Origin of the sequence: Variovorax terrae (assembly GCF_022809125.1) — a bacterium.
GTDB classification, from domain to species: Bacteria; Pseudomonadota; Gammaproteobacteria; order Burkholderiales; family Burkholderiaceae_C; genus Variovorax_A; species Variovorax_A terrae.
This window is the reverse complement of the sequence record NZ_JALGBI010000003.1, coordinates 65,053-84,675: the sequence shown is the minus strand read 5'-3', so window position 1 is coordinate 84,675 and position 19,623 is coordinate 65,053. Positions and strand designations below refer to the sequence as shown.

20 protein-coding genes are annotated in these 19,623 nt (G+C 70.7%); 10 read left to right on the top strand and 10 right to left on the bottom strand.

What is annotated here, in order from left to right; translation table 11 throughout:
• Positions 1 to 3 precede the first annotated feature (3 nt).
• The 6 genes from MMF98_RS19745 to MMF98_RS19720 form a co-directional block, all read right to left on the bottom strand.
• Positions 4 to 978 carry a Bug family tripartite tricarboxylate transporter substrate binding protein gene (locus MMF98_RS19745; RefSeq protein ID WP_243308864.1) on the bottom strand — a complete coding sequence of 325 codons (975 nt, stop codon included), beginning with the start codon at positions 976 to 978 and terminating at the stop codon, positions 4 to 6.
• Positions 979 to 1,011: 33 nt separating this feature from the next.
• Positions 1,012 to 1,767 (bottom strand): fumarylacetoacetate hydrolase family protein, encoded by a 756-nt coding sequence (locus tag MMF98_RS19740; protein WP_243308862.1) that lies wholly within the window; start codon positions 1,765 to 1,767, stop codon positions 1,012 to 1,014.
• On the bottom strand, positions 1,764 to 2,423 hold the full coding sequence (locus MMF98_RS19735; RefSeq protein ID WP_243308860.1) for a fumarylacetoacetate hydrolase family protein: 660 nt from the start codon (positions 2,421 to 2,423) through the stop codon (positions 1,764 to 1,766). The genes MMF98_RS19740 and MMF98_RS19735 overlap by 4 nt, the downstream gene beginning before the upstream one ends.
• Positions 2,420 to 2,851 (bottom strand): homoprotocatechuate degradation operon regulator HpaR, encoded by a 432-nt coding sequence (hpaR, locus tag MMF98_RS19730; RefSeq protein WP_243308852.1) that lies wholly within the window; start codon positions 2,849 to 2,851, stop codon positions 2,420 to 2,422. Before hpaR ends, MMF98_RS19735 begins: the two co-directional genes overlap by 4 nt.
• Positions 2,852 to 2,932: 81 nt before the next feature.
• Positions 2,933 to 3,919, bottom strand: a complete 987-nt coding sequence (locus tag MMF98_RS19725) for a Bug family tripartite tricarboxylate transporter substrate binding protein (RefSeq protein WP_243308850.1) — start codon at positions 3,917 to 3,919, stop codon at positions 2,933 to 2,935.
• The gene (locus MMF98_RS19720; protein WP_243308848.1) at positions 3,916 to 5,589 is read right to left on the bottom strand and encodes an FAD-dependent oxidoreductase; all 1,674 of its coding nucleotides are present in this window, start codon (positions 5,587 to 5,589) and stop codon (positions 3,916 to 3,918) included. Before MMF98_RS19720 ends, MMF98_RS19725 begins: the two co-directional genes overlap by 4 nt.
• A gap of 99 nt (positions 5,590 to 5,688) precedes the next feature.
• Here MMF98_RS19720 and MMF98_RS19715 point away from each other — a divergent pair, with 99 nt between their 5' ends.
• From MMF98_RS19715 to waaF, 6 genes are all read left to right on the top strand, one after another.
• A complete protein-coding gene (locus MMF98_RS19715) occupies positions 5,689 to 6,588 on the top strand; it encodes a LysR family transcriptional regulator (protein WP_243308845.1) in 900 nt (299 codons plus the stop codon).
• A 58-nt stretch (positions 6,589 to 6,646) separates the two neighbouring features.
• A complete protein-coding gene (radA, locus tag MMF98_RS19710; RefSeq protein ID WP_243308837.1) occupies positions 6,647 to 8,014 on the top strand; it encodes a DNA repair protein RadA in 1,368 nt (455 codons plus the stop codon).
• Between the two features lie 56 nt (positions 8,015 to 8,070).
• The gene (locus MMF98_RS19705; protein ID WP_243308836.1) at positions 8,071 to 8,478 is read left to right on the top strand and encodes a glycerate kinase; all 408 of its coding nucleotides are present in this window, start codon (positions 8,071 to 8,073) and stop codon (positions 8,476 to 8,478) included.
• Positions 8,479 to 8,574: 96 nt separating this feature from the next.
• Positions 8,575 to 9,513 carry a branched-chain amino acid transaminase gene (locus tag MMF98_RS19700; RefSeq protein WP_243308835.1) on the top strand — a complete coding sequence of 313 codons (939 nt, stop codon included), beginning with the start codon at positions 8,575 to 8,577 and terminating at the stop codon, positions 9,511 to 9,513.
• Between the two features lie 2 nt (positions 9,514 to 9,515).
• Positions 9,516 to 9,725, top strand: a complete 210-nt coding sequence (locus tag MMF98_RS19695) for a zinc-finger domain-containing protein (RefSeq protein WP_243308834.1) — start codon at positions 9,516 to 9,518, stop codon at positions 9,723 to 9,725.
• Between the two features lie 99 nt (positions 9,726 to 9,824).
• Positions 9,825 to 10,808: a lipopolysaccharide heptosyltransferase II gene (waaF, locus tag MMF98_RS19690; RefSeq protein ID WP_243308833.1), complete on the top strand. Its 984-nt coding sequence runs from the start codon at positions 9,825 to 9,827 to the stop codon at positions 10,806 to 10,808.
• 26 nt (positions 10,809 to 10,834) lie between these two features.
• Here waaF and MMF98_RS19685 read toward each other — a convergent pair whose 3' ends face one another.
• Positions 10,835 to 11,716, bottom strand: coding sequence for a LysR family transcriptional regulator (locus MMF98_RS19685; protein WP_243308832.1), 882 nt, complete (start codon positions 11,714 to 11,716; stop codon positions 10,835 to 10,837).
• Positions 11,717 to 11,825: 109 nt separating this feature from the next.
• Between MMF98_RS19685 and MMF98_RS19680 the strand changes: the two genes are divergently transcribed.
• Positions 11,826 to 13,082 (top strand): YbfB/YjiJ family MFS transporter, encoded by a 1,257-nt coding sequence (locus tag MMF98_RS19680; protein WP_243308831.1) that lies wholly within the window; start codon positions 11,826 to 11,828, stop codon positions 13,080 to 13,082.
• Positions 13,079 to 14,161 (top strand): NAD(P)H-dependent flavin oxidoreductase, encoded by a 1,083-nt coding sequence (locus MMF98_RS19675; RefSeq protein WP_243308830.1) that lies wholly within the window; start codon positions 13,079 to 13,081, stop codon positions 14,159 to 14,161. Before MMF98_RS19680 ends, MMF98_RS19675 begins: the two co-directional genes overlap by 4 nt.
• 306 nt (positions 14,162 to 14,467) lie before the next feature.
• On the opposite strand, the gene MMF98_RS19670 is transcribed toward MMF98_RS19675, so the two are convergent.
• The 3 genes from MMF98_RS19670 to MMF98_RS19660 are packed head-to-tail and all read right to left on the bottom strand — an operon-like array spanning position 14,468 to position 17,018.
• The gene (locus MMF98_RS19670) at positions 14,468 to 15,748 is read right to left on the bottom strand and encodes a sensor histidine kinase (protein ID WP_243308829.1); all 1,281 of its coding nucleotides are present in this window, start codon (positions 15,746 to 15,748) and stop codon (positions 14,468 to 14,470) included.
• 2 nt (positions 15,749 to 15,750) lie between these two features.
• Positions 15,751 to 16,467, bottom strand: coding sequence for a response regulator transcription factor (locus tag MMF98_RS19665; protein WP_243308828.1), 717 nt, complete (start codon positions 16,465 to 16,467; stop codon positions 15,751 to 15,753).
• Positions 16,468 to 16,514: 47 nt separating this feature from the next.
• On the bottom strand, positions 16,515 to 17,018 hold the full coding sequence (locus tag MMF98_RS19660; RefSeq protein WP_243308826.1) for a Spy/CpxP family protein refolding chaperone: 504 nt from the start codon (positions 17,016 to 17,018) through the stop codon (positions 16,515 to 16,517).
• A gap of 94 nt (positions 17,019 to 17,112) precedes the next feature.
• Between MMF98_RS19660 and MMF98_RS19655 the strand changes: the two genes are divergently transcribed.
• The gene (locus tag MMF98_RS19655; RefSeq protein WP_243308824.1) at positions 17,113 to 18,597 is read left to right on the top strand and encodes a class I adenylate-forming enzyme family protein; all 1,485 of its coding nucleotides are present in this window, start codon (positions 17,113 to 17,115) and stop codon (positions 18,595 to 18,597) included.
• An 88-nt stretch (positions 18,598 to 18,685) separates the two neighbouring features.
• Positions 18,686 to 19,621 (top strand): NAD-dependent epimerase/dehydratase family protein, encoded by a 936-nt coding sequence (locus MMF98_RS19650; RefSeq protein WP_243308816.1) that lies wholly within the window; start codon positions 18,686 to 18,688, stop codon positions 19,619 to 19,621.
• Positions 19,622 to 19,623 lie beyond the last annotated feature (2 nt).

Genomic DNA, 19,623 nt, shown 5'->3' with positions numbered 1-19,623 from the left:
GGGTCAGTCCAGTTTGATGTCGCGGGCCTTGATCAGCGCATGCCATTTGATGCGCTCGGCCGCGGTGTAGCGCGCCATGTCGGCGGCGCTGGCGGGGCGGGCCTCCCAGCCCGCGTCATAGAGCTTCTGGCGCACGCCGGGCTCGTTCATGGTTTTCTGCAGCTCGGCGCCCAGCCGGGCCTGGATGTTCTTGGGCGTGCTGGCCGGTGCGACCAGGCCTTGCCAGGTGTAGGCCTCGACGCGGGGGAAGCCGAGCTCCTTGGCCGTGGGGACGTCGGGCAGCTGCGGAATGCGCTCGCCCGACATGGCCAGCAGGGGGATGACCTTGCCGGCCTTGACCGCGTTGATGCCGCTGGGCAGATCGAGCATCATCAAGGGAACCTGGCCGCCCATCAGGTCCTGCAAGGCCGGGGCCCCGCCCTTGTAGGGGATGTGCAGCAGGGAGACGCTCGCCTCGCGCTGGAACAGCTCGAGTGCCAGGTGATGCGGGCTGCCGGTGCCGGCCGTGGCGATGCTGAGCTTGCCGGGCTCGGCCTTGAGCTTGGCCAGCAGCGCCTTGGCGTCGGCGATGCCGGCATTCGGCGCGGCCGTGATGATCAGCGGCGAACGGCCCATCATGCCCAGCAAAGCGAAGTCCTTCTCGGCGTCGTAGGGCAGCTTCTTGTAGAGCACCGGGTTGTAGATCAGCACGCCGTTGTCGGCCGAGAACACGGTGTAGCCGTCGCCCGGTGAATGCGCGACGTTGTCCGAGGCGATGATCGCGCCCGCGCCGGGGCGGTTGTCCACCAGCACCGGCTGGCCGAGCTGCTGCGAGAGCTGGGCCCCCGCGGTGCGTGCCAGAAAATCGGTGCCGCCGCCGGCCGGGTAGCCCACCACCCAGCGCACCGGCTTGGCGGGATAAGTCTGCGCCTGGGCTCCAGCGAGGACGAGTGAAGCGGCCAGGCCGGCAGCGATGGCGAGTTTTCGGGCGAAAGTCATCGGTCTGTCTCCAGTAAGGGGGGGTAGATGAAATCAGGCGGCAAGAATGGTGTTGTGCAGCGCGCCCACGCCTTCGATCTCGGTCACGATCACATCGCCCGGCCTGCAATCGACCACGCCGTCGGGCGTGCCGGTGAGGATCAGGTCGCCGGGCTGCAGCGTCATGAAGCTGCTGAAATACTCGATCAGGAAGGGTACGTCGAAGATCATGTCCTTCGTGTTGCCCGACTGCGTGACCTTGCCGTTGACCGTGGTTTGCAGTGCCAGCGCCATGGGGTCGGGCACGTCCGCGGCATCCACGCGCCAGGGGCCGAGCGGGGTGCAGGTGTCGCGGTTCTTCACGCGCAGGTTGGGGCGGTACCAGTTCTCGAGGTAGTCGCGGATCGCGTAGTCGTTGGCCACCGTGTAGCCCGCGATGAAGTCGTAGGCGTCGCCGCGCTTCACGTGGCGGGCGGTCCGGCCCACCACCACCGTGAGTTCGCACTCGTAGTGCATGAACTGCACGTCGGCCGGCCGCTGCGTGAACTGGCGGTGGCCGGTGAGCGTGCTTTCGCCCTTGATGAAGACCAGCGGCTCCTCGGGGGCCTTGAATTCGAGCTCCTTGGCGTGGTCGGCGTAGTTGAGGCCGAGCGCGAGGATGGTGCGCGGGCGCGCCGTGGGCGCGAGCGGCGGCAGCCAGGCCGTGACCGCATCGGGCGCCACCAGGCGGCCATCGGCCAGCAGCAGCTGGCCGTCGCGCTCGGTGGCGTCATGGGTGGCGCCCTCAAAAACAATGCGTGCGTGCTTCATGCGGCACTCCCTTCGGGCGCCAGGGTGTTGCTCAGCGTGGCGAAGCCCGGCGCGCTGATGTCGATGCGGTCGCCCGCCTGCGCCAGCGGCCGGCCGGGGCCGCAGCCCAGCATCAGCACATCGCCGGCGTGCAGCGTCATGAAGGCGCTGACATCGGCCAGCAGCTGCGAGGCGTTGCGCACGAGGTCGGCAAAACGCAGGGATTGCTTCAGCACGCCGTTGACATGCACCTCCAGCGCGAAGCCGGCCGGGTCGCCGGCTTCGGCGGCCGCGCGCAGCTGCGGGCCGACGCCGAGAAAGCCGTCCAGGCACTTGAACTTGACCGGCGGCCGGAAGAAGCTCGCATGCGGAATCGAGAGATCGTTCATCAAGACGTAGCCTGCTACTGAATCGATAGCATCCGAAGACCGCGCGGCCTGGACATCACGCCCCATCACCATCGCAATCGTGGCGCCCACCTCGACCTGCGGCACGCGCGCCGGCACGGGGATGGCCGCGCCGTGCGCGCTCCAGGTGTTGGCCGGCTTCACGTACAGGATGGGCGCGCGGGGCGCGGCCTTGTAGGGCGGCTGGTTCATCTGCGGTTCGAGCGCCTGCACTTCGCCATGGAAGTTCAGCAGGACGCCGTACACCGTTCCCGATATCGGAAGGTTCACGGTTGCTCCAGTTCGATCACGGCGTCCAGCAGTTCATACAGCTGCGCCAGTTTTTGTTTACCCAGGGACTTCTCCATCCACGCGTAGTGCGCCTCGATGGTCTGCGACAGCTTGGCCACGAGCTTCAGGCCCTTGGCGGTGGCCTCGACCACGGTGCGGCGCTGGTCCTCCGGATCGCGCTCGCGGCGGATCAGGCCGTCGCGCTCCATGCGCGAGAGCACGCCGGTGAGGCTGGGCCCGAGGATGAAGGCCTCGCGCGCGACGCGGCCGGTTTCCACCACGCCATGCTCGCCGAGCACGCGCAGCACGCGCCACTGCTGGTCCGACAGGCCATGCTCGCGCAGGCCGGGCCGCGTGTGGGCCATGACCGATTCCCGGGCCTGCAGCAGCAGGCGGGGCAGGTTGCGGTGGACGAAAGGGGCGCTCATACGGTGGGGCGATTAATTATTTAACATGTTAAATGATACTGCACCACCGTTCATCGGGATTTTCCCGAGGCCGGGCTGCCGTCAGTCCACGGTGGCTCCGGAGGCGCGGATGACTTTGCCCCAGCGCTCGGTCTCGGTCCTGATGTAGGCCGCGAGCTGTTCCGAGGTGGCCGTGCCGGGCTCGAAGCCGTCCTGCTCGAGCTTGGCGCGCAGCTCCGGCTGCGCCATCACCCTGGCCAGCGCCTGGCTGTAGCGGTCGACAAGGTCCTTGGGCGTGCCGGCCGGCGCCACCAGGCTTTGCCAGGCCACGGCCTCGAAGCCGCGCGTGCCGGGCGCCCCGGATTCGGCCACGGTGGGCACGTCCGACAGGGCCGGCTGGCGCTTGAGCGAGGTGACGGCCAGGGCGCGTAGCCGCCCCGAGCGCACATGCTGCAGCGCGGGCGGGATGTCGCTGAACATCACCTGGATCTGCCCGCCCAGCAGGTCGGTCACCGCGGGCGCGCTGCCCTTGTAGGGCACGTGGGTGAGGTTGGCGCCGGTCTGGGCCTTGAACATCTCCACGCCCAGGTGCTGCGGGCTGCCGTTGCCCGCCGAGCCGTAGCTCAGGCCTTCGGGCTTGGCCTTGGACAGCGCGATCAGCTCGGCGATGTTCTTCACCGGCAGCGAGGGATGCACCACCACCAGCAGCGGCACGGCGCCGATCATGCCGATGGGCGCGAAGTCCTTGGCCGGGTCGTAGCTCAGCTTCTTGTAGAGCCAGGGGTTGATCGCCAGCGTGGTGCTGGTGGCCACCAGCAGCGTGTTGCCGTCGGGCGCCGAGCGCGCGACGTAGCCTGCGCCGATGCCGCTGCCCGCGCCCGGCTTGTTGTCCACGATGATCTGGCGGCCCAGCAGCGGCGCCATCTGTTGCGCCAGCATGCGGCCCAGCATGTCGGTGGTGCCGGCGGGCGCGTAGGGCACGACGATGGTGATGGGCTTGTCGCCCTGGGCCAGCAGCGAGGCGGGGCTGGCCGCGGCGGCAGCGGCCAGCAGGCCGGTGAGGCGGTTGAGCGCGTGGCGTCGGTTCATGCGGATGTCTCCTGTGAGGGGGTGGAATGGGCGCCGCGCACGCGGTCGATGAGGGCCAGCGGGTCGCCGGGAAGCGCGTTGCCGCGCCAGGCCACATGCTGGTCGGGGCGCGACAGGACCAGGGCATGGCCATAGAGTCCGCGCGCGGCTTCAGCGCTCACGTCCAGCACGGCGAGCGGGACGCCGCGCAGGCGCGCCGCGTCCTGCAGCGGCGCGGTGTCCAGCGAGGGATCGAAGCGCAGCAGCGTGTAGTCGGGCCCCAGCGCATCGTAGAGCGAACGGCCGTCGTCGAGCCAGACATGCGGCGTGCGGCAGCCCGGCACGGTGGACGGCGTGAAGCCGTCCATGGTGTAGGCCGGCGCGGCCTCGCCGTCGTAGGCGATCAGCGGCGACTGGTCATAGAAGTAGCCAAAGTTGAGCCCGCCGCAGCAGTACTGCCGGACGTTCAGTTCGTACAGGGCCTGTCCTGCCGCGGCGCGCGCCGCCGCGCCGGCCTCGCCCGGTGCTTCGATGCCGGGGGGCACGCCCTCGCGCTGCTTCTGCAGGGCCAGCGCATGGTTCATCGCGAACTTCGACACCTGCTCGGTGATCGGCTGGCGCTCGGCCTCGTAGGCCGTGAGGATGCCTTCCGCCGCCCAGCCCTTGATGCGGGCGGCCAGCGTCCAGGACAGGTTCATCGCATCGGCGATGCCGGCGTTCATGCCGTAGCCGGCCATCGGAATCCACAGGTGCGAGGCATCGCCGCAGATGAAGACACGGCGGTCGCGGAAGCGGTCGGCCACCAGGCGCCGGCCGATCCAGTCTTCCTTGCTGATGATCTCGTACTGGAAACCGGGCCCGACGCCCAGGATCTCGCGGATCGCCCAGTCGCGGTCGACCGACTCGAAATCGGTCTCGTCGGCCTTGAGGTAGTTGTGCAGCAGCCAGGTTTCGCGGCCGTCGATCGCATAGACGTTGCCGCAGCGGCGCGGGTTGAGCGAGAAGGTGGCCCAGGCCGGCGGGTGCTTCTGCAGGCCGCGCAGGCTGGGCGCGCGGAAGTAGGTGGACTGCACGCGGCCCACCACGTCGGTGCCCGACAGGCTGGCGCCGATCTTCTTGCGCACGTTGGAGCGGCCGCCGTCGCAGCCGATCAGGTAGTCGCAGCGGATGTGGATGGCTTCGCCGGTGTCGAGGTGGACTCCGCTGGCGCTCACGCCGTGTTCGTCCTGGCTGAAGTCGTCGATGCGGCTGCGGTTGAGGATGCGCAGGCCGGGCGTGGCCTCGGCATGGGCGAACAGCACGGGCTCCAGGTAGATCTGGTTGATGCGGTGCGGCGGCTCGGCCGTGGGCCAGTGCGTGTCGGGCCCGCCGGTGGCGGTGTAGCGGTCCTGGCGCGCCGGGATCGGGATGCGCGACAGTTCTTCGCCGGTGAAGCTGGTGCGGTAGGCCACATCATTGGGGTAGTCGGGCGGCAGGCCCGCGTCACGCAGCTTGGCGGCCACGCCCAGGCGGCGGAAGATCTCCATCGAGCGCGCCGACACGTGGTTGCATTTGACGTTGGGCGGCTCGCCGCGGTGGCGGGTTTCCGCCACCAGCACCTCGATGCCGCGCTGCGCCAGGTCCATCGCCAGCGTCAGGCCCACGGGGCCTGCGCCAACAATCAGCACCTGGGCTTGAAGGGTCTGGCCCATGCCCTGTCTCCGGTGAATTTGGTAGAACGCGCATTACAGGTCGAAACGCGATCCGGGAAAAATGAAACTTCCATGGCGATTCATAAAAAAACTTCATCTTTGAAGCATCTGCCCTCGGTGCGCCAGCTGCGCGCCTTCGTCGCGGTGTACCAGAGCGGCCACCTGTCGGCCGCGGCCGAGATGCTGTCGCTGACCCAGCCGGCCGTCACCGTGCTGCTGCGCGAGCTGGAAGAGAAACTGGGCGTGCGCCTGTTCGACCGCACCACACGCACGCTGCGCCGTACCGACGCCGCGGCCGAGGCGATCGCCTATGCCGAACGCGCGCTGGCCGAGCTCGACGCGATGGGTGCCAGCATGGCCGAACTGGCCGGCAGCCGGCGCGGCCGGTTGCGCATTGCCGCCACGTCCACCGTGGCGCAGACGCTGCTGCCGCGGGCGGTGCGGCGCTTCATGGACCTGTACCCGCAGGTGCAGGTGCTGATCGACGACTGCGCGCCGGGCGAGTTCGTCGAGCATGTGCTCGGCGAGCGGGTGGACCTGGGCGTGGGCACGCTGGAGGCGCCCACCGCGGGCCTGCGCGAGCAGGTCTTTCTGCGCGACGGCCTGGCGGCCGTGGCGCTCGCGTCGGCGGCATTCGCCGACGGACGGCCGATCACCTGGAAGCAGCTGGCGGCGCTGCCGCTGATCACCGTCAAGCCTGGCTACGGCGTGCGCCGGCGCATCGACCAGGCGGCCGAGACGGCCCAGGTGAAGCTGACGGTCGTGCACGAGGTCTCGCTGCTCACCACGGCCATCGCGCTGGCCAGCAGCGGGCTGGGCGTGGCGGTGGTGCCGGCCTCCACGGCCGCGGCCGCGCCCTATCCGGGCCTGGCCGTGCGCCGGCTGGTGCGCCCGTCGGTGGAGCGCAACACGGCCGTGGTCTTCAAGCCGGAGCGCTCGCTGCCGCCGCCGGCGCAGGCCTTCGCCGATCTGCTGGCGCGCGAGTTCGGCCAGCGTTGAAGCGCTTGGCCGTGTTGTTCGATTTTTTCATCAATCCGGTGATCGGGCACACTCGGGCATGGCCAAGGAAAAGACAATCTACACCTGCACCGAGTGCGGTGGCACCAGCCCGCGCTGGCTGGGCAAATGCCCGCATTGCGAGGCCTGGAACACGCTGATCGAATCGGTGGCCGAAACGGCCGCCCCCACGAAGAACCGCTTCGCCTCGCTGGCCCGGACAGCCGAAGTCACGACGCTGGCCGACATCGAGGCCAGCGACATCGAACGCACGCCCACCGGCCTGGACGAGCTCGACCGCGTGCTGGGCGGCGGCATCGTCGAAGGCGGCGTGGTGCTGATCGGCGGCGACCCGGGCATCGGCAAATCCACGCTGCTGCTGCAGGCGCTGGACGCGCTGCAGCGCGCCAGCGTGCCGGCGCTCTACGTCACGGGCGAGGAGTCGGGCGCCCAGGTCGCGCTGCGCTCGCGCCGGCTCGGGCTGGATGGCTCGCAGGTGAAGGTGCTGGCCGAGATCCAGCTCGAGAAGATCCTGGCCACGCTGAACGCCAGCCAGCCCGCGATCGCGGTGATCGACTCGATCCAGACCGTCTACTCGGAGCAGCTGACCTCTGCGCCCGGCTCGGTGGCGCAGGTGCGCGAATGCGCGGCGCACCTCACGCGCGCGGCCAAGGCCGGCGGCACCTGCATCGTGCTGGTGGGCCATGTCACCAAGGAAGGCGCGCTGGCCGGCCCGCGCGTGCTGGAGCACATGGTGGACACCGTGCTGTACTTCGAGGGCGACACCCACAGCAGCTTCCGCCTGGTGCGCGCCATCAAGAACCGCTTCGGCGCGGTCAACGAGATCGGCGTGTTCGCGATGACGGAGAAGGGCCTGAAGGGCGTGGCCAACCCGAGCGCGATCTTCCTGAGCCAGCATGCCGAGCCGGTGCCCGGTAGCTGCGTGCTGGTCACGCTCGAAGGCACGCGCCCGATGCTGGTGGAGATCCAGGCCCTGGTGGACAGCGGCGGCCCGAGCCCGCGCCGGCTCTCGGTCGGGCTGGACCGCGACCGCCTGGCCATGCTGCTGGCGGTGCTGCACCGCCACGCGGGCGTGGCCTGCATGGACCAGGACGTGTTCGTCAACGCGGTGGGCGGCGTGCGCATCAGCGAGCCCGCGGCCGACCTGGCGGTGATGCTGGCCATCACCTCCAGCCTGCGCGGCAGGCCGCTGCCCCGGGGCTTCATCGCGTTCGGCGAGGTCGGCCTGGCTGGCGAGGTGCGGCCCGCGCCGCGCGGCCAGGAGCGCCTGAAGGAGGCGGCCAAGCTCGGCTTCAGCGTGGCCGTGGTGCCCAAGGCCAATGCCCCGAAAAAACCGGTGGAAGGCCTCACCATCCATGCCGTGGAGCGGGTGGAGCAGGCCATGGAGGTGGTGCGCGGCCTGTCGTGACCGACTACGCACTCGCCACAAGCCGCGGGCCGGCGCGGACATAAGACAATGGCGGGATGAATTTCCAGAAAATCATTGTCCCCGTGGTCGGCGTCGTGCTGGTGGCCGTGGCCTACCGCGCCTATGGCTGGGGCGGCGTGGCCATCGTGGCGGGCGCCGCCGTGATGTGGATGCTGCTGCACTTCACGCGCATGATGCAGGTGCTGCGGCGCGCCGCCAACCGGCCGGTCGGCTATGTCGACAGCGCCGTGATGCTCAACGCCAAGCTCAAGCCCGGCATGACCCTGCTCCATGTGGTGGCCATGACCCGGGCGCTGGGCGAGGGCCGCTCGCCCAAGGACGAGCAGCCCGAACTCTTTCGCTGGACCGACGGCAGCGAGTCGCACGTGACCTGCGAGTTCCTCAACGGCAAGCTCGTGAAGTGGGAACTCGTGCGCCCGGCCCCGCCGGCGGAATCCGCGTAGGCGCCCGCGGCCCGGCCCCAGGGTGGCGCGGCCCGGGCCTGCGCGCCGTAAAATCAGGGGTTTTGCGACACAACATACCCGCGAAGGACGCACCGCATGAGCTCCGTAATTTCTTCAATGGCCGACCGCGATGGCAAGATCTGGATGGACGGCCAACTGGTCGACTGGCGCGACGCCAAGATCCATGTGCTGACCCACACGCTGCACTACGGCTGCGGCGCCTTCGAGGGCGTGCGCGCCTACAACACGGTCAACGGCACGGCCATCTTCCGCCTGCAGGAGCACACGCAGCGCCTGCTCAACAGCGCCAAGATCCTGCGCATGAAGGTACCGTTCACGGCCGAGCAGCTCAATGAAGCGCAACTGGAGGTGGTGCGCACCAACGGGCTGCAAAGCTGCTACCTGCGCCCGCTGGTCTGGATCGGCTCGCAGAAGCTCGGCGTCTCCCCGAAGGGCAACACCATCCACGCCATGGTCGCGGCCTGGGAGTGGGGCGCCTATCTCGGCGAGGAAGGCCTGCGGCGCGGCATCCGCGTCAAGACCTCGAGCTACACCCGCCACCACGTCAACATCACGATGACGCAGGCCAAGGCGGTCAGCAACTACAGCAACTCGATCCTGGCCAACATGGAAGCCACCGACGACGGCTACGACGAAGCCCTGCTGCTGGACAGCGCCGGCTTCGTGAGCGAAGGCGCGGGCGAGAACGTGTTCGTGGTCAAGGACGGCGTGATCTACACACCCGACCTGTCGGCCGGCGCGCTCAACGGCATCACGCGCAACACCGTGCTGCACATCGCCAAGGACCTCGGCATCGAGGTGGTGCAAAAGCGCATCACGCGCGACGAGATCTACATCGCCGACGAGGCCTTCTTCAGCGGCACGGCCGCCGAGATCACCCCGATCCGCGAGCTCGACCGCGTGGAGATCGGCATCGGCTCGCGCGGCCCCGTGACCGAGAAGGTGCAGAACGCCTTCTTCGACATCGTCAACGGCCGCAATCCCAAATATGCCCACTGGCTGACGAAGGTATGACCATGAGCCAAGCCTCCGTCGAACTCCTGGCCAAGAACCTGAACGACCAGGGCGGCGTGTTCTGCCCCAATCCCCTGGCCGACATGAAGCTCTGGAACAGCCATCCCAAGGTCTACCTGGACGTGGCCCGCACCGGCGAGGCCAAGTGCCCGTACTGCGGCACGGTCTACCGGCTCAAGGACGGCGAGCATTTCGGCGCCGGTGGACATTGACCCACCCCCGGGGCGGCCTGTGGCCGCTTCCCCCTCAAGGGGGCGCCACCTGCGGCCCGGCAAAGCCGGTTCCGCGATGGCTCTGGAAGGGAAAGTCTGATGCCTGAAGCGCTCGTCATTGCGCCGCAGTGGATCGGCGACGCGGTGATGACCGAGCCGCTGCTGCGCCGCCTGCACGCGCGCGGCGAGCGGCTTGCCGTCGGGGCGCTGCCCTGGGTGGCGCCGGTCTACCGCGCGATGCCGCAGGTGGACGAGGTGATCGAATTCCCGTTCCAGCATGGCGGCCTGCAGTTCAAGGCCCGCCGCAGCCTGGCGCAGCAGATCGAGGGCCGCTTCGACACGGCCTACGTGCTGCCCAACTCGCTCAAGAGCGCGCTGCTGCCGTTCCTGGCCAGCATTCCGCGGCGCATCGGCTATCTCGGCGAGGCCCGCGTGGGCCTGCTCACGCACCGGCTGAAGAACCCCAAGGGCAAGCCGCCGATGGTGGCGTTCTACTCGGCGCTCAGCGGCGAGACCGGCTTCGAGGCGGACCGCCCGCAACTCTCGCTGCCCGGGGCCGAGGTGGAGGCGGCGCTGCAGTCCCTGGGCCTGCAGCGTGGCGGCTACCACGTCTTTGCCCCCGGCGCCGAGTACGGGCCGGCCAAGCGCTGGCCCACGGCGCATTTCGCCGAACTGGCGCGCGCGCTCACGCTGCCCGTGGTGCTGCTGGGCTCGGGCAAGGAGGCCGCGCTGTGCGAGGAGATCAGCGCCGCGGCGCCCGGGCGCTGCCTCAATCTCGCGGGCAAGACCTCGCTGGTCGAGGCGCTCGCCGCGATTGCCGCCGCCAGCAGCGTGGTGAGCAACGACTCGGGCCTGATGCATGTGGCCGCCGCGTTCGGCGTGCCGCAGGTGGCGGTGTTCGGCTCGTCGAGCCCGCTGCACACGCCGCCGCTGAGCGAGCGCGCCACCGTGCTCTGGCTCAAGAACGACCCGGCCTACCAGCCGCCGTTGGACTGCGCGCCCTGCTTCGAGCGCGAGTGCCCGCTCGGCCACACGCGCTGCCTGAACGACATCACGGCCGCCCGCGTGCTACAGAATTTATAGCTAGAAACGACCACTGCACCTGGACATCAGGCCGATTTGACTGATAAATCGGGTGCCAGCACCGCTTGCAGCGCATCGAGCGCGGCCGAGCGGTAGCCGCGCCGGCGCACCAGCAGCGTGGTGACGCGCCGCAGCAGATGGGTGCGCAGCTGCAGCGGCTCGCGCTGCAGGGCCAGCACCGAGTGCGGCGCCACGCCGATGGCGGCGCCGGCCGCCACGCAGGCCAGGATGGCGTGGTACGAGCCCAGCTCCAGCACGCGCCGGGGCGGCCCCGGCGCCAGCCAGTCCAGCGCCAGGCGGCGGTAGGTGCAGCCGGTCTCGAAGGCGGCCAGCGGCAGGGCCTGCACGTCGGCGGGGCCGCGCACCTCGGGGTGGGCGGCCGGCAGCACCAGCACCAGCTCCTCGGTGAACAGCGGCAGGCCCTGCAGGCTGGCATCCAGGCCGTCGGAGCCGGTGGCCGGGTCGGCGTAGGGCGCCACCAGGGTCGCATCCAGCGCATGGTCGCGCACCCGGTCGAGCAGCTGCTGGGACGGCGCGGTGGAGAGCTCCAGTGCCACGGCCGGCCAGCGCTGGTGGAACTGCGCCAGCGGCTGCGGCAGCCGGCTGGCCGCCGTGCTCTCCATGCTGCCCAGGCGCAGCCGGCCGGCCGGTTCGCCGGGCCGCAGGGCCTGGCGCGCCTCCTCGGCCAGCGCCAGCAGGCGCTGGGCGTAGCCGTGCAGAATCTCGCCCTCGGGCGTGAGCGCCATGCGCCGGCCTTCGCGCAGGAACAGCGTCGTGCCCAGCGCCTGCTCGAGCCCGCGCACCCGCGTGGTGACGTTGGACTGCACGCGCTGCAGCCGCGCGGCGGCGCGCGTCACGCTCTGCTCGGCCGCCACGGTGCAAAATATTTCCAGGTCTGCCAGTTCCACGCCAAGCCCTCTACGGTTCGATTGAATCTTGTTTTGAGATTAGAATATTTTAATCGTTCTTAATATGAGATGAATAGGGCCTGCGGGCCTGCCGCATCCACGCTCGCTCATGGCTGCTTTCCTTCCTGCTGCGTCCCGGCCTGCCGGCGGGCGCCCGTTCGTTGTCGGGCTGGCCGGCGCGCTGGCGCTCGCGGTGGCCATGGGCATCGGCCGATTCGCTTTCACCCCGCTGCTGCCGATGATGCTCGGCGAGCAGTCGATCGACCTGCCGCAGGCCAGCTGGCTGGCCACGGCCAACTACCTGGGCTACCTGATCGGGGCGCTGCTGTGCATGGTGCTGTCGAACCGCTGGCGGCTCGACGCGGCACGCCTGGTGCGTGCCGGCCTCGTGGCCACCACGCTGCTGACGCTGGCCATGGCGCTGCCCTGGGTGCCGGCCTGGGGGGCGCTGCGCTTTTTGGCCGGCGTGGCCAGCGCCGTGGTGTTCGTCTTCACCTCGGGCTGGTGCCTGGCGCGGCTGGCGGCGCTGGGCACGCCGGCCCTGGGCGGCCTGATCTACGTCGGCCCCGGCGCGGGCATTGCGCTCAGCGGGCTGGCGGTGAGCGCCATGGTGGCCTGGCACTGGCCGTCCGCCTCGGGCTGGCTGGTGTTCGGCGTGCTGGCGGCGGGGCTCACAGCCCTGGTCTGGCCGATCTTCCGGCCGGCGCATCCCGCACCCGCAGCCACCGCCCCGGCCCCTGTGGCGCCGGCCGCGGCCGGGCGCAGCCCAGACGGCCCGGTGGCGACGGGGCTGTTCGTGCTGGCCTACGGCCTGGCGGGCTTTGGCTACATCATCACCGCCACCTTCCTGCCGGTGATCGCGCGCGAGGCGCTGCCGGGCTCGGTCTGGCTCGACCTGTTCTGGCCGCTGCTGGGCCTGGGCGTGGCCATCGGCGCCCTGCTGGCCACGCGCATTCCGCTGCGCCACGACGGGCGCCACCTGCTGGCCGGCTGCTACGCGGTGCAGGCGCTGGGCGTGATGGCCAGCGTCTGGTTGCCGAGCCTGGCCGGCTTCGCGCTGGGCAGCTTGTTGGTGGGGCTGCCGTTCACCGCGATCACCTACTTCGCGATGCAGGAGGCGCGGCGCCTGCGCCCCGGCGGCGCGGCGAGCTTCATGGGGCTGCTGACGGCCGCCTATGGCCTGGGCCAGATCGCCGGGCCGCCGCTGGCCAATGCGCTGCTGCACGGCGGCGCCAGCCGGGCCCGGGGCTTCACGCTGTCGCTCGGCACGGCCAGCGCGGCGCTGCTGCTCGGCGCCCTGATCTTCCTGTGGCTGGGCTGGGCCCATCCCGTCCGTTCCTCTTCCTCTTCTGGAGCCGCACCATGAACCTGTCGCAAGGCTGGCCCGACACCCGCATCCAGCAACTGCTGGGCATCGATCTGCCCATCATCCAGGCGCCGATGGTCGGGCCGGCGCTGTCCGAGCTGATGATCGCCGTGGCGCAGGCCGGCGGCCTGGGTTCGCTGGCCTGCGCCGCGCTGGACGGGGCGCGCATCCGCAGCGAGGTGGCGCTGTACCGGGCCGCCGCGCCGCGGCCGGTGAACCTCAACTTCTTCTGCCACCGCCCGGCGCCGGTCGATGCCGCGCACGAGGCCGCCTGGCGCGCCCGGTTGGCGCCGTACTACGCCGAGCTGGGGCTGGACCCGCAGGCCACGGTGGCCGCGGCCAACCGCGCGCCGTTCGACGCGGCCGCCTGCGCGCTGGTGGAGGAACTGCGGCCCGAGGTCGTGAGCTTTCACTTCGGCCTGCCCGCGCCCGACCTGCTCGCGCGCGTGCGCGCCACCGGCGCGAAGCTGCTGTCCTCGGCCACCACGGTGGAAGAGGCGGTCTGGCTCGAGGCGCAGGGCTGCGATGCCATCATCGCGCAGGGTTTCGAGGCCGGCGGCCACCGCGGCGTGTTTCTGGGCGAGGACATCGCCACCCAGGTCGGCACCTTCGCCCTGGTGCCGCAGGTGGTGGATGCGGTGCGCGTGCCGGTGATCGCGGCCGGCGGCATCGGCGATGCGCGCGGCATCGCGGCCGCCTTCGCGCTCGGCGCGGCGGCGGTGCAGCTGGGCACGGCCTACCTGTTCTGCCCCGAGGCGCGGGTGCCGGCCCCGCACCGCGAGGCGCTGCGCACGGCGCGCGACGACCAGACCGTGCTCACCCGCCTGTTCACCGGCCGGCCCGCGCGCGGCCTCGTCAACCGGCTGGTGCGCGAACTCGGGCCGATGTCGGCCCTGGCGCCGGCCTTCCCGCAGGCGGCCCAGGCGCTGGCGCCGCTGCGCGCGCGGGCCGAAGCGCAGGGCTCGGGCGATTTCTCGCCGCTGTGGTCGGGCCAGGCCGCGCGGCTAGGCCGGGCACTGCCGGCTGCGGAACTGACCCGCGAGCTGGCCGCGCAGGCGCTTGCGAAGTTCAAGGCCTGACCCCGCCGCCCGGCCAGGCGGAGTCGGGCGGAAAAACGGCGGGCGAAAAAAAAGCCACCTTTCGGTGGCTTTTAAAGTCCTTGGAAGGACGTCGTTGGGAGACTTGAAACTTGAAACCGTTGGAGGCTTACTGTTTAAATTGTTGTGCCCTTGTTCTTGTGACAGCAGATGAGTGAACTGTAGGTTGAGTCATGGTTTTCCGCATCCCCTAATTAGGGGAGAGCTTTCTAATTTTTCGGGAAAAGAGGGCTTTTTCCGTGATTAATTGCACGATAAATACCAGATGAGAGGATTTATTACAACTCATTACACCTGCTGAAGCGGCAGTTGCAGCACGAAGCAGGCGCCGCCGCCTTCGCGCGCCTCGCAGCGGACCGAGCCGCCGTGGCGCAAGGCGATCGAGCGGACCAGCGACAGCCCGAGCCCGACGCCGCCTTCGCGTTCGCTGGCGCCGGGCATCCGGTAGAACGGCTCGAAGATGCGCTCGCGCTGCCCGGCGGGCACGCCCGGGCCGCGGTCGCAGACCTGCAGTACGGCCTGCCGGCCTTCGCAGCGCACGATCACCGTGATGTCGCCATCGGTATAGCGCCGCGCGTTTTCCAGCAGGTTGCGGATCGCGCGCCGCAGCAGCTTGGAGACGCCGCGCACCGTCACGTCCTGCGTGCCGGCATCGAGCTCCGCGCCGAGCCGGGCGCATTCCTCGGCAGCGAGGCCGGTCAGGTCGACCGGCTCCACGGTGCCCAGGTCGGCCTCGCGCGCGTCGAGGCGGCTGGCCAGCAGGATTTCGTCGATCAGTTGGTCCAGCTCGGCGATGTTGCGCGAAATCTCCTGGCGGAAGGCGGGCGACGGCTGCGTGCCCATCAGCTCCAGCCCCATGCGGATGCGCGTGAGCGGCGAGCGCAACTCGTGCGAGGCATTGGCCAGCAGCGACTTGTGCGACTTCACCAGCGTTTCGATGCGCTCGGCGGCGCTGTTGAAGCGCTCGGCCAGGAAGGCCACCTCGTCCTGCCCGCGCACCGGCACGCGCACCGACAGGTCGCCCGCGCCCCACTGCTCGACCCCGCGCTGCAATTGCTCCAGGTGCCGCGTGAGGGTGCGGATGATGGGGTAGGTGGCCAGCGCCACGGCCACCCCGACCAGCCCGAGCATCCAGAAAAAGCCGAACGGCGCGCGCGTCCACGGCGAGCGCTGCGGGCGTGGCAGGTGGATGTGCAGGGTCTGGCCGTCGTTCATGCGGACCACGAACTGCGGCCCCGGGCCCGGATGGCCCGGCGCGCCGGCGCGCGACTCGTCCTCGGGCGATTCTTGCGGCGGCGCGGTGGCCTCGGCATCGGCCGGCGGCGGCGGGCGCATGCGCGACTGCCCGTTGCCAATCACCTGGCCGGCCTCGTTGCGCACCACCACTTCGCGCAGCGGCAGGTCCGCTGCCGCGCGCCAGGCCCAGCCCACCAGCAGGGTCAGCACCGCGACCGCCAGCACCACCGCCAGCCAGAGCCGCACGTAGAGGCGCCGCGCCAGCGTGGCCAGGGGATTGATCAGGCTCCGGCCCGCCGAGGCGGCCGGCGCGGTCTGCAGCGTGGCGGCCATGGTCAGTCCTGCTGTTTGGCGAACACGTAGCCCACGCCGCGCACGGTGAGGATGCGCTTGGGGTTCTTGGCGTCGCTCTCGATGGCCGCGCGGATGCGGCCCATGTGCACGTCGATCGAGCGGTCGAACGCCTCCAACTCGCGCCCGCGCACGGCTTCCATGATCTGGTCGCGCGTGAGCACGCGGCCGGCGCGCTCGGCCAGCGTGATCAGCAGGTCGAACTGGTAGGAGGTCAGGTCGCAGGGCTGGCCGTTGACCGTGACGCTGCGGGCATCGCGGTCGATCTCGAGCGAGCCGAAGCGCAGCAGCTTGAGCGAGGGCGCGGCGCCTTCGGTGCGCCGGCGCAGGATGGCGCGGATGCGCGCGAGCAGCTCGCGCGGCTCGAACGGCTTGGGCAGGTAGTCGTCGGCGCCCAGCTCCAGCCCGATGATGCGGTCCATCGGGTCGCCCTTGGCGGTGAGCATCAACACCGGGGTCTGGGCCGTTTCGCCCGGCAGGGCGCGGATGCGGCGGCACACTTCGAGCCCGTCCAGGTCGGGCAGCATCAAGTCCAGGATCACCAGGTCGGGCAGCACGCCGGAGGTCGGGTCCTGCAGCCGGGCCAGGCCCGTGTGCGCGTCGGCCGCATGGGTGAAGCCAAAGCCCGATTGCGCAAGATACTCCCCGACCATCTGGGCCAGGCGGGTATCGTCTTCGATCATCAGCAGTTGTGCGCTCATTGGGGCAGTTTAGTCCGGACAGGGGGGCAAGGGAATCCGGGCGGGCTTCAGCCCGGCCCGGGGCGTGACAGGCGTTCTTTCAGGCGGGTTGCCAGCAGCCGGCGCTGCTGGGGCTGCAGCACCTCGGCCGCATCGGCCAGGGCCTGCGTGGCGCGCCGGCTCAGCGCGTCGAGCAGCCGCAGCTGCGACTGCCGCAACTGCTCGAGCGCCGCGCGGTCGAGCGTGGGCGCGGCCAGCAGCGCCAGGCCCTGCAGGCGCGCCGCGCGGTGCTGCTCGCGCAGCGGGCCGATGTCCGCCAGCGCCGCGTGCGCGATGCCGGTGATCCGTTCCTTTTGCGCGGGGCTGCCGTCCACGCGCTGCAGCATCCGCGCCACCAGGGCGTCAATGCGCGCGGCCGCATCGCCCGGTCGGTCGCTGCGCGGGGCGCGGCCCTGGGTGTCCTGCGCACGGCTTTGCAACGACAGCATGACCAGTCCGCTCAGGGCGGCCAGTCCGGCCATCCTGCGGCGGTCGGGCAGACGCAGCACATCGGGCGTGGGAGCGGGGGTCATCGGGCGTCCTTTCGGCAAGAGGTGGAGCAGCAGGATGTTCCGATCTTGGGCGCGGCGAATCACGCCGGCTTGAACCGGCGGTAAAGTTAAGTAAATGAAATCTGCTGTCGTTCTTCCCGACGTGCTGCTGCGCCACGCTGCCGCGCGCCCGCAGGCCACGGCCCTGTGCTTTGGCGAGCGCCGCTTCAGCTATGGCGAACTGGCCCGCCGCGCCGAGTGCGCGGCGGCGCGGCTGTGGCACGACGGGGGGGTGCGCGCCGGCGACCGCGTGGCCTATCTCGGCCTGAACCATCCCGACCAGCTGACCCTGCTGTTCGCGCTGGCGCGCATCGGCGCGATGCTGGTGCCGATGAATTTCCGGCTGGCGCCGCCCGAATGGGAGGCGGTGCTGGCCGACTGCACGCCGCGCGCCGTGCTGCACGACGAGGCTTGGCGCGAGGCCGCGCGGGCGCTGGCGCAGCGCTACGGCCTGGCCAGCCACGACATCGAGGCGCTGGCGGGCGAGCCGGCGCCAGGCGCCGCGCCCGACCACGCCGCGCCGTCGGCGCCCGCGCTGCTGGTCTACACCTCGGGCACCACCGGCCGGCCCAAGGGGGCCGTGCACACGCAGGCCAACCTGTTGGCCAACATGGCAGCGGCGCAGGCGGTGCAGTCGCTCGATGCCGCCGACGTGGTGGCCACCATGCTGCCGATGTTCCATGTGGGCGGGCTGTGCATCCAGACGCTGCCGGCGCTGTACGCCGGCGCCTCGGTGATCCTGCACGCCCGCTTCGAGCCCGGGGCGGCGCTGGCCGGCTTCGAGCGCGACCGGCCCACGCTCACGCTGCAGGTGCCCGCCACCCTGCGCGCGCTGGTCGAGCACCCGGACTGGGCCGCCGCGGACCTGTCGAGCCTGCGCGCGGTCTGGGCCGGCTCGAGCACGCTGCCGCACCAATGGGTGCAGGCCTTCCATGCGCGCGGCGTGCCGGTCTGCAACGTGTACGGCGCCACCGAGACCGGCCCGTTCTCGATCGCGCTGCCGCCCGCGCAGGCGTTCAGCCACGCGGGTTCCTGCGGCTGGCCCGCGCCCGGCGTGGAGCTGCGCCTGGCCCATCTGCAGCAGGAGGTGGGCGAGGTGCTGCTGCGCGCGCCGAACGTGGTGCAGCACTACTGGCCCGAGCAGCCCGCGCGTGATGCCGAGGGCTGGTTCCACACCGGCGACCTGGCCCGCCTGGCGGCCGACGGCAGCTGCACCATCGTCGGCCGGGCCAAGGACATGATCATCTCGGGCGGCGAGAACATCTATCCCGCCGAGATCGAGAACCTGCTGGCCGAGCACCCCGACATCGCCGAGTGCGCGGTGCTGGGGGTGGAGGATGCCCGCTGGGGCGAAGCCGTGGTGGCGGCCGTGGTGCTGCGGCCCGGCGGCGCGGTGGCCGACGACGCGCTCGACGCCTTCCTGCGCCAGCGCCTGGCGCGCTACAAGCTGCCGCGCCGCTACGTGCGGCTCGAGGCCCTGCCGAAGACCGCGCTGGGCAAGGTGCAGAAGGCCGCGCTGCGGTCCCGGCTGGCGCCGCAGGCCGGGCCGCTGCCATCGTGAGCGGCGCCGGGCGGGGCCCCGGCGCACGGACAAAGGCCTGTGCACGGCCTGAAAGGGCTACCATTCCCACCGTCAAAGGACTATCGCGATGCAACGTGTTCTGATCACAGGGGGGGCCGGCTTCATCGGCTCGCACAGCGCCGAGGCGCTGCTGGCGCAAGGCGTGCAGGTGCGCGTGCTGGACAACCTGTCCAGCGGCCGGCGCGACCGGCTGCCCGCCGATGCGCTGGCCGACGGCCGGCTCACGCTGCTCGAAGGGGACGTGCGCGACGCGCGGGCGGTGGACGCCGCCGTGCAGGGCTGCGACGCCGTGCTGCACCTGGCGGCGCAGGTCTCGGTGCAAAGCTCGGTGGCCGAGCCCGTGGCCTCGTCGAGCCACAACGTCACCGGCTTTCTCAACGTGATCGACGCGGTGCGCCGCCTGCAGGTGCCGCGCCTGGTCTACGCGTCCAGCGCCGCGGTGTACGGCGCGCCCGCGTCGCTGCCGCTGGACGAGGCGTCGGTGCCGCTGCCGCTGTCGCCCTACGGGCTGGAGAAATTCATCAACGACCAGTATGCGGCGCTGTACCGCACGCTGTATGGCGTGTCGGCCATCGGCATGCGCTATTTCAACGTGTACGGCCCGCGCCAGGACCCGCGCTCCTCCTATGCCGGCGTGATCAGCAAGTTCGCCGACGGCCTTGAATCGGGCGCTGTGCTGCGGGTCTTCGGCGACGGCTCGCAGACCCGCGACTTCGTCTACGTGGGCGACGTGGCCGAGGCCAACCGGCGCGCGCTGGCCTCCGGGGTGCAGGGCGTGCTCAACGTCGGCACCGGCCGCTCGGTCAGCCTGCTGGAGCTGATCGAGGCCATGACCGAGGCCTTCGGCCGGCCGGCGCAGGTGCGCCATGAAGCGCCCGCCGCCGGCGACGTGCTGCACTCGGCCACCACGCCGGCGCGCCTGCAGCAGGCCCTGGACTACCGGCCCGGGACCTCGCTGGTGCAGGGCCTGCGGGCCCTCGCCGCCTCGCTGAGGGGAGCCTGAGC

Excerpts from the sequence above, each read along its gene's own strand:
- MMF98_RS19655 (WP_243308824.1), top strand. The coding sequence starts at position 17,113 with ATGAAATCTGCTGTCGTTCTTCCCGACGTGCTGCTGCGCCACGCTGCC.
- MMF98_RS19725 (WP_243308850.1), bottom strand. The coding sequence starts at position 3,919 with ATGAACCGACGCCACGCGCTCAACCGCCTCACCGGCCTGCTGGCCGCT.
- MMF98_RS19705 (WP_243308836.1), top strand. The coding sequence starts at position 8,071 with ATGAATTTCCAGAAAATCATTGTCCCCGTGGTCGGCGTCGTGCTGGTG.
- MMF98_RS19695 (WP_243308834.1), top strand. The coding sequence starts at position 9,516 with ATGAGCCAAGCCTCCGTCGAACTCCTGGCCAAGAACCTGAACGACCAG.
- MMF98_RS19675 (WP_243308830.1), top strand. The coding sequence starts at position 13,079 with ATGAACCTGTCGCAAGGCTGGCCCGACACCCGCATCCAGCAACTGCTG.
- MMF98_RS19700 (WP_243308835.1), top strand. The coding sequence starts at position 8,575 with ATGAGCTCCGTAATTTCTTCAATGGCCGACCGCGATGGCAAGATCTGG.
- MMF98_RS19650 (WP_243308816.1), top strand. The coding sequence starts at position 18,686 with ATGCAACGTGTTCTGATCACAGGGGGGGCCGGCTTCATCGGCTCGCAC.
- MMF98_RS19670 (WP_243308829.1), bottom strand. The coding sequence starts at position 15,748 with ATGGCCGCCACGCTGCAGACCGCGCCGGCCGCCTCGGCGGGCCGGAGC.
- MMF98_RS19745 (WP_243308864.1), bottom strand. The coding sequence starts at position 978 with ATGACTTTCGCCCGAAAACTCGCCATCGCTGCCGGCCTGGCCGCTTCA.
- MMF98_RS19720 (WP_243308848.1), bottom strand. The coding sequence starts at position 5,589 with ATGGGCCAGACCCTTCAAGCCCAGGTGCTGATTGTTGGCGCAGGCCCC.
- MMF98_RS19680 (WP_243308831.1), top strand. The coding sequence starts at position 11,826 with ATGGCTGCTTTCCTTCCTGCTGCGTCCCGGCCTGCCGGCGGGCGCCCG.
- radA (WP_243308837.1), top strand. The coding sequence starts at position 6,647 with ATGGCCAAGGAAAAGACAATCTACACCTGCACCGAGTGCGGTGGCACC.
- waaF (WP_243308833.1), top strand. The coding sequence starts at position 9,825 with ATGCCTGAAGCGCTCGTCATTGCGCCGCAGTGGATCGGCGACGCGGTG.
- hpaR (WP_243308852.1), bottom strand. The coding sequence starts at position 2,851 with ATGAGCGCCCCTTTCGTCCACCGCAACCTGCCCCGCCTGCTGCTGCAG.
- MMF98_RS19660 (WP_243308826.1), bottom strand. The coding sequence starts at position 17,018 with ATGACCCCCGCTCCCACGCCCGATGTGCTGCGTCTGCCCGACCGCCGC.
- MMF98_RS19740 (WP_243308862.1), bottom strand. The coding sequence starts at position 1,767 with ATGAAGCACGCACGCATTGTTTTTGAGGGCGCCACCCATGACGCCACC.
- MMF98_RS19665 (WP_243308828.1), bottom strand. The coding sequence starts at position 16,467 with ATGAGCGCACAACTGCTGATGATCGAAGACGATACCCGCCTGGCCCAG.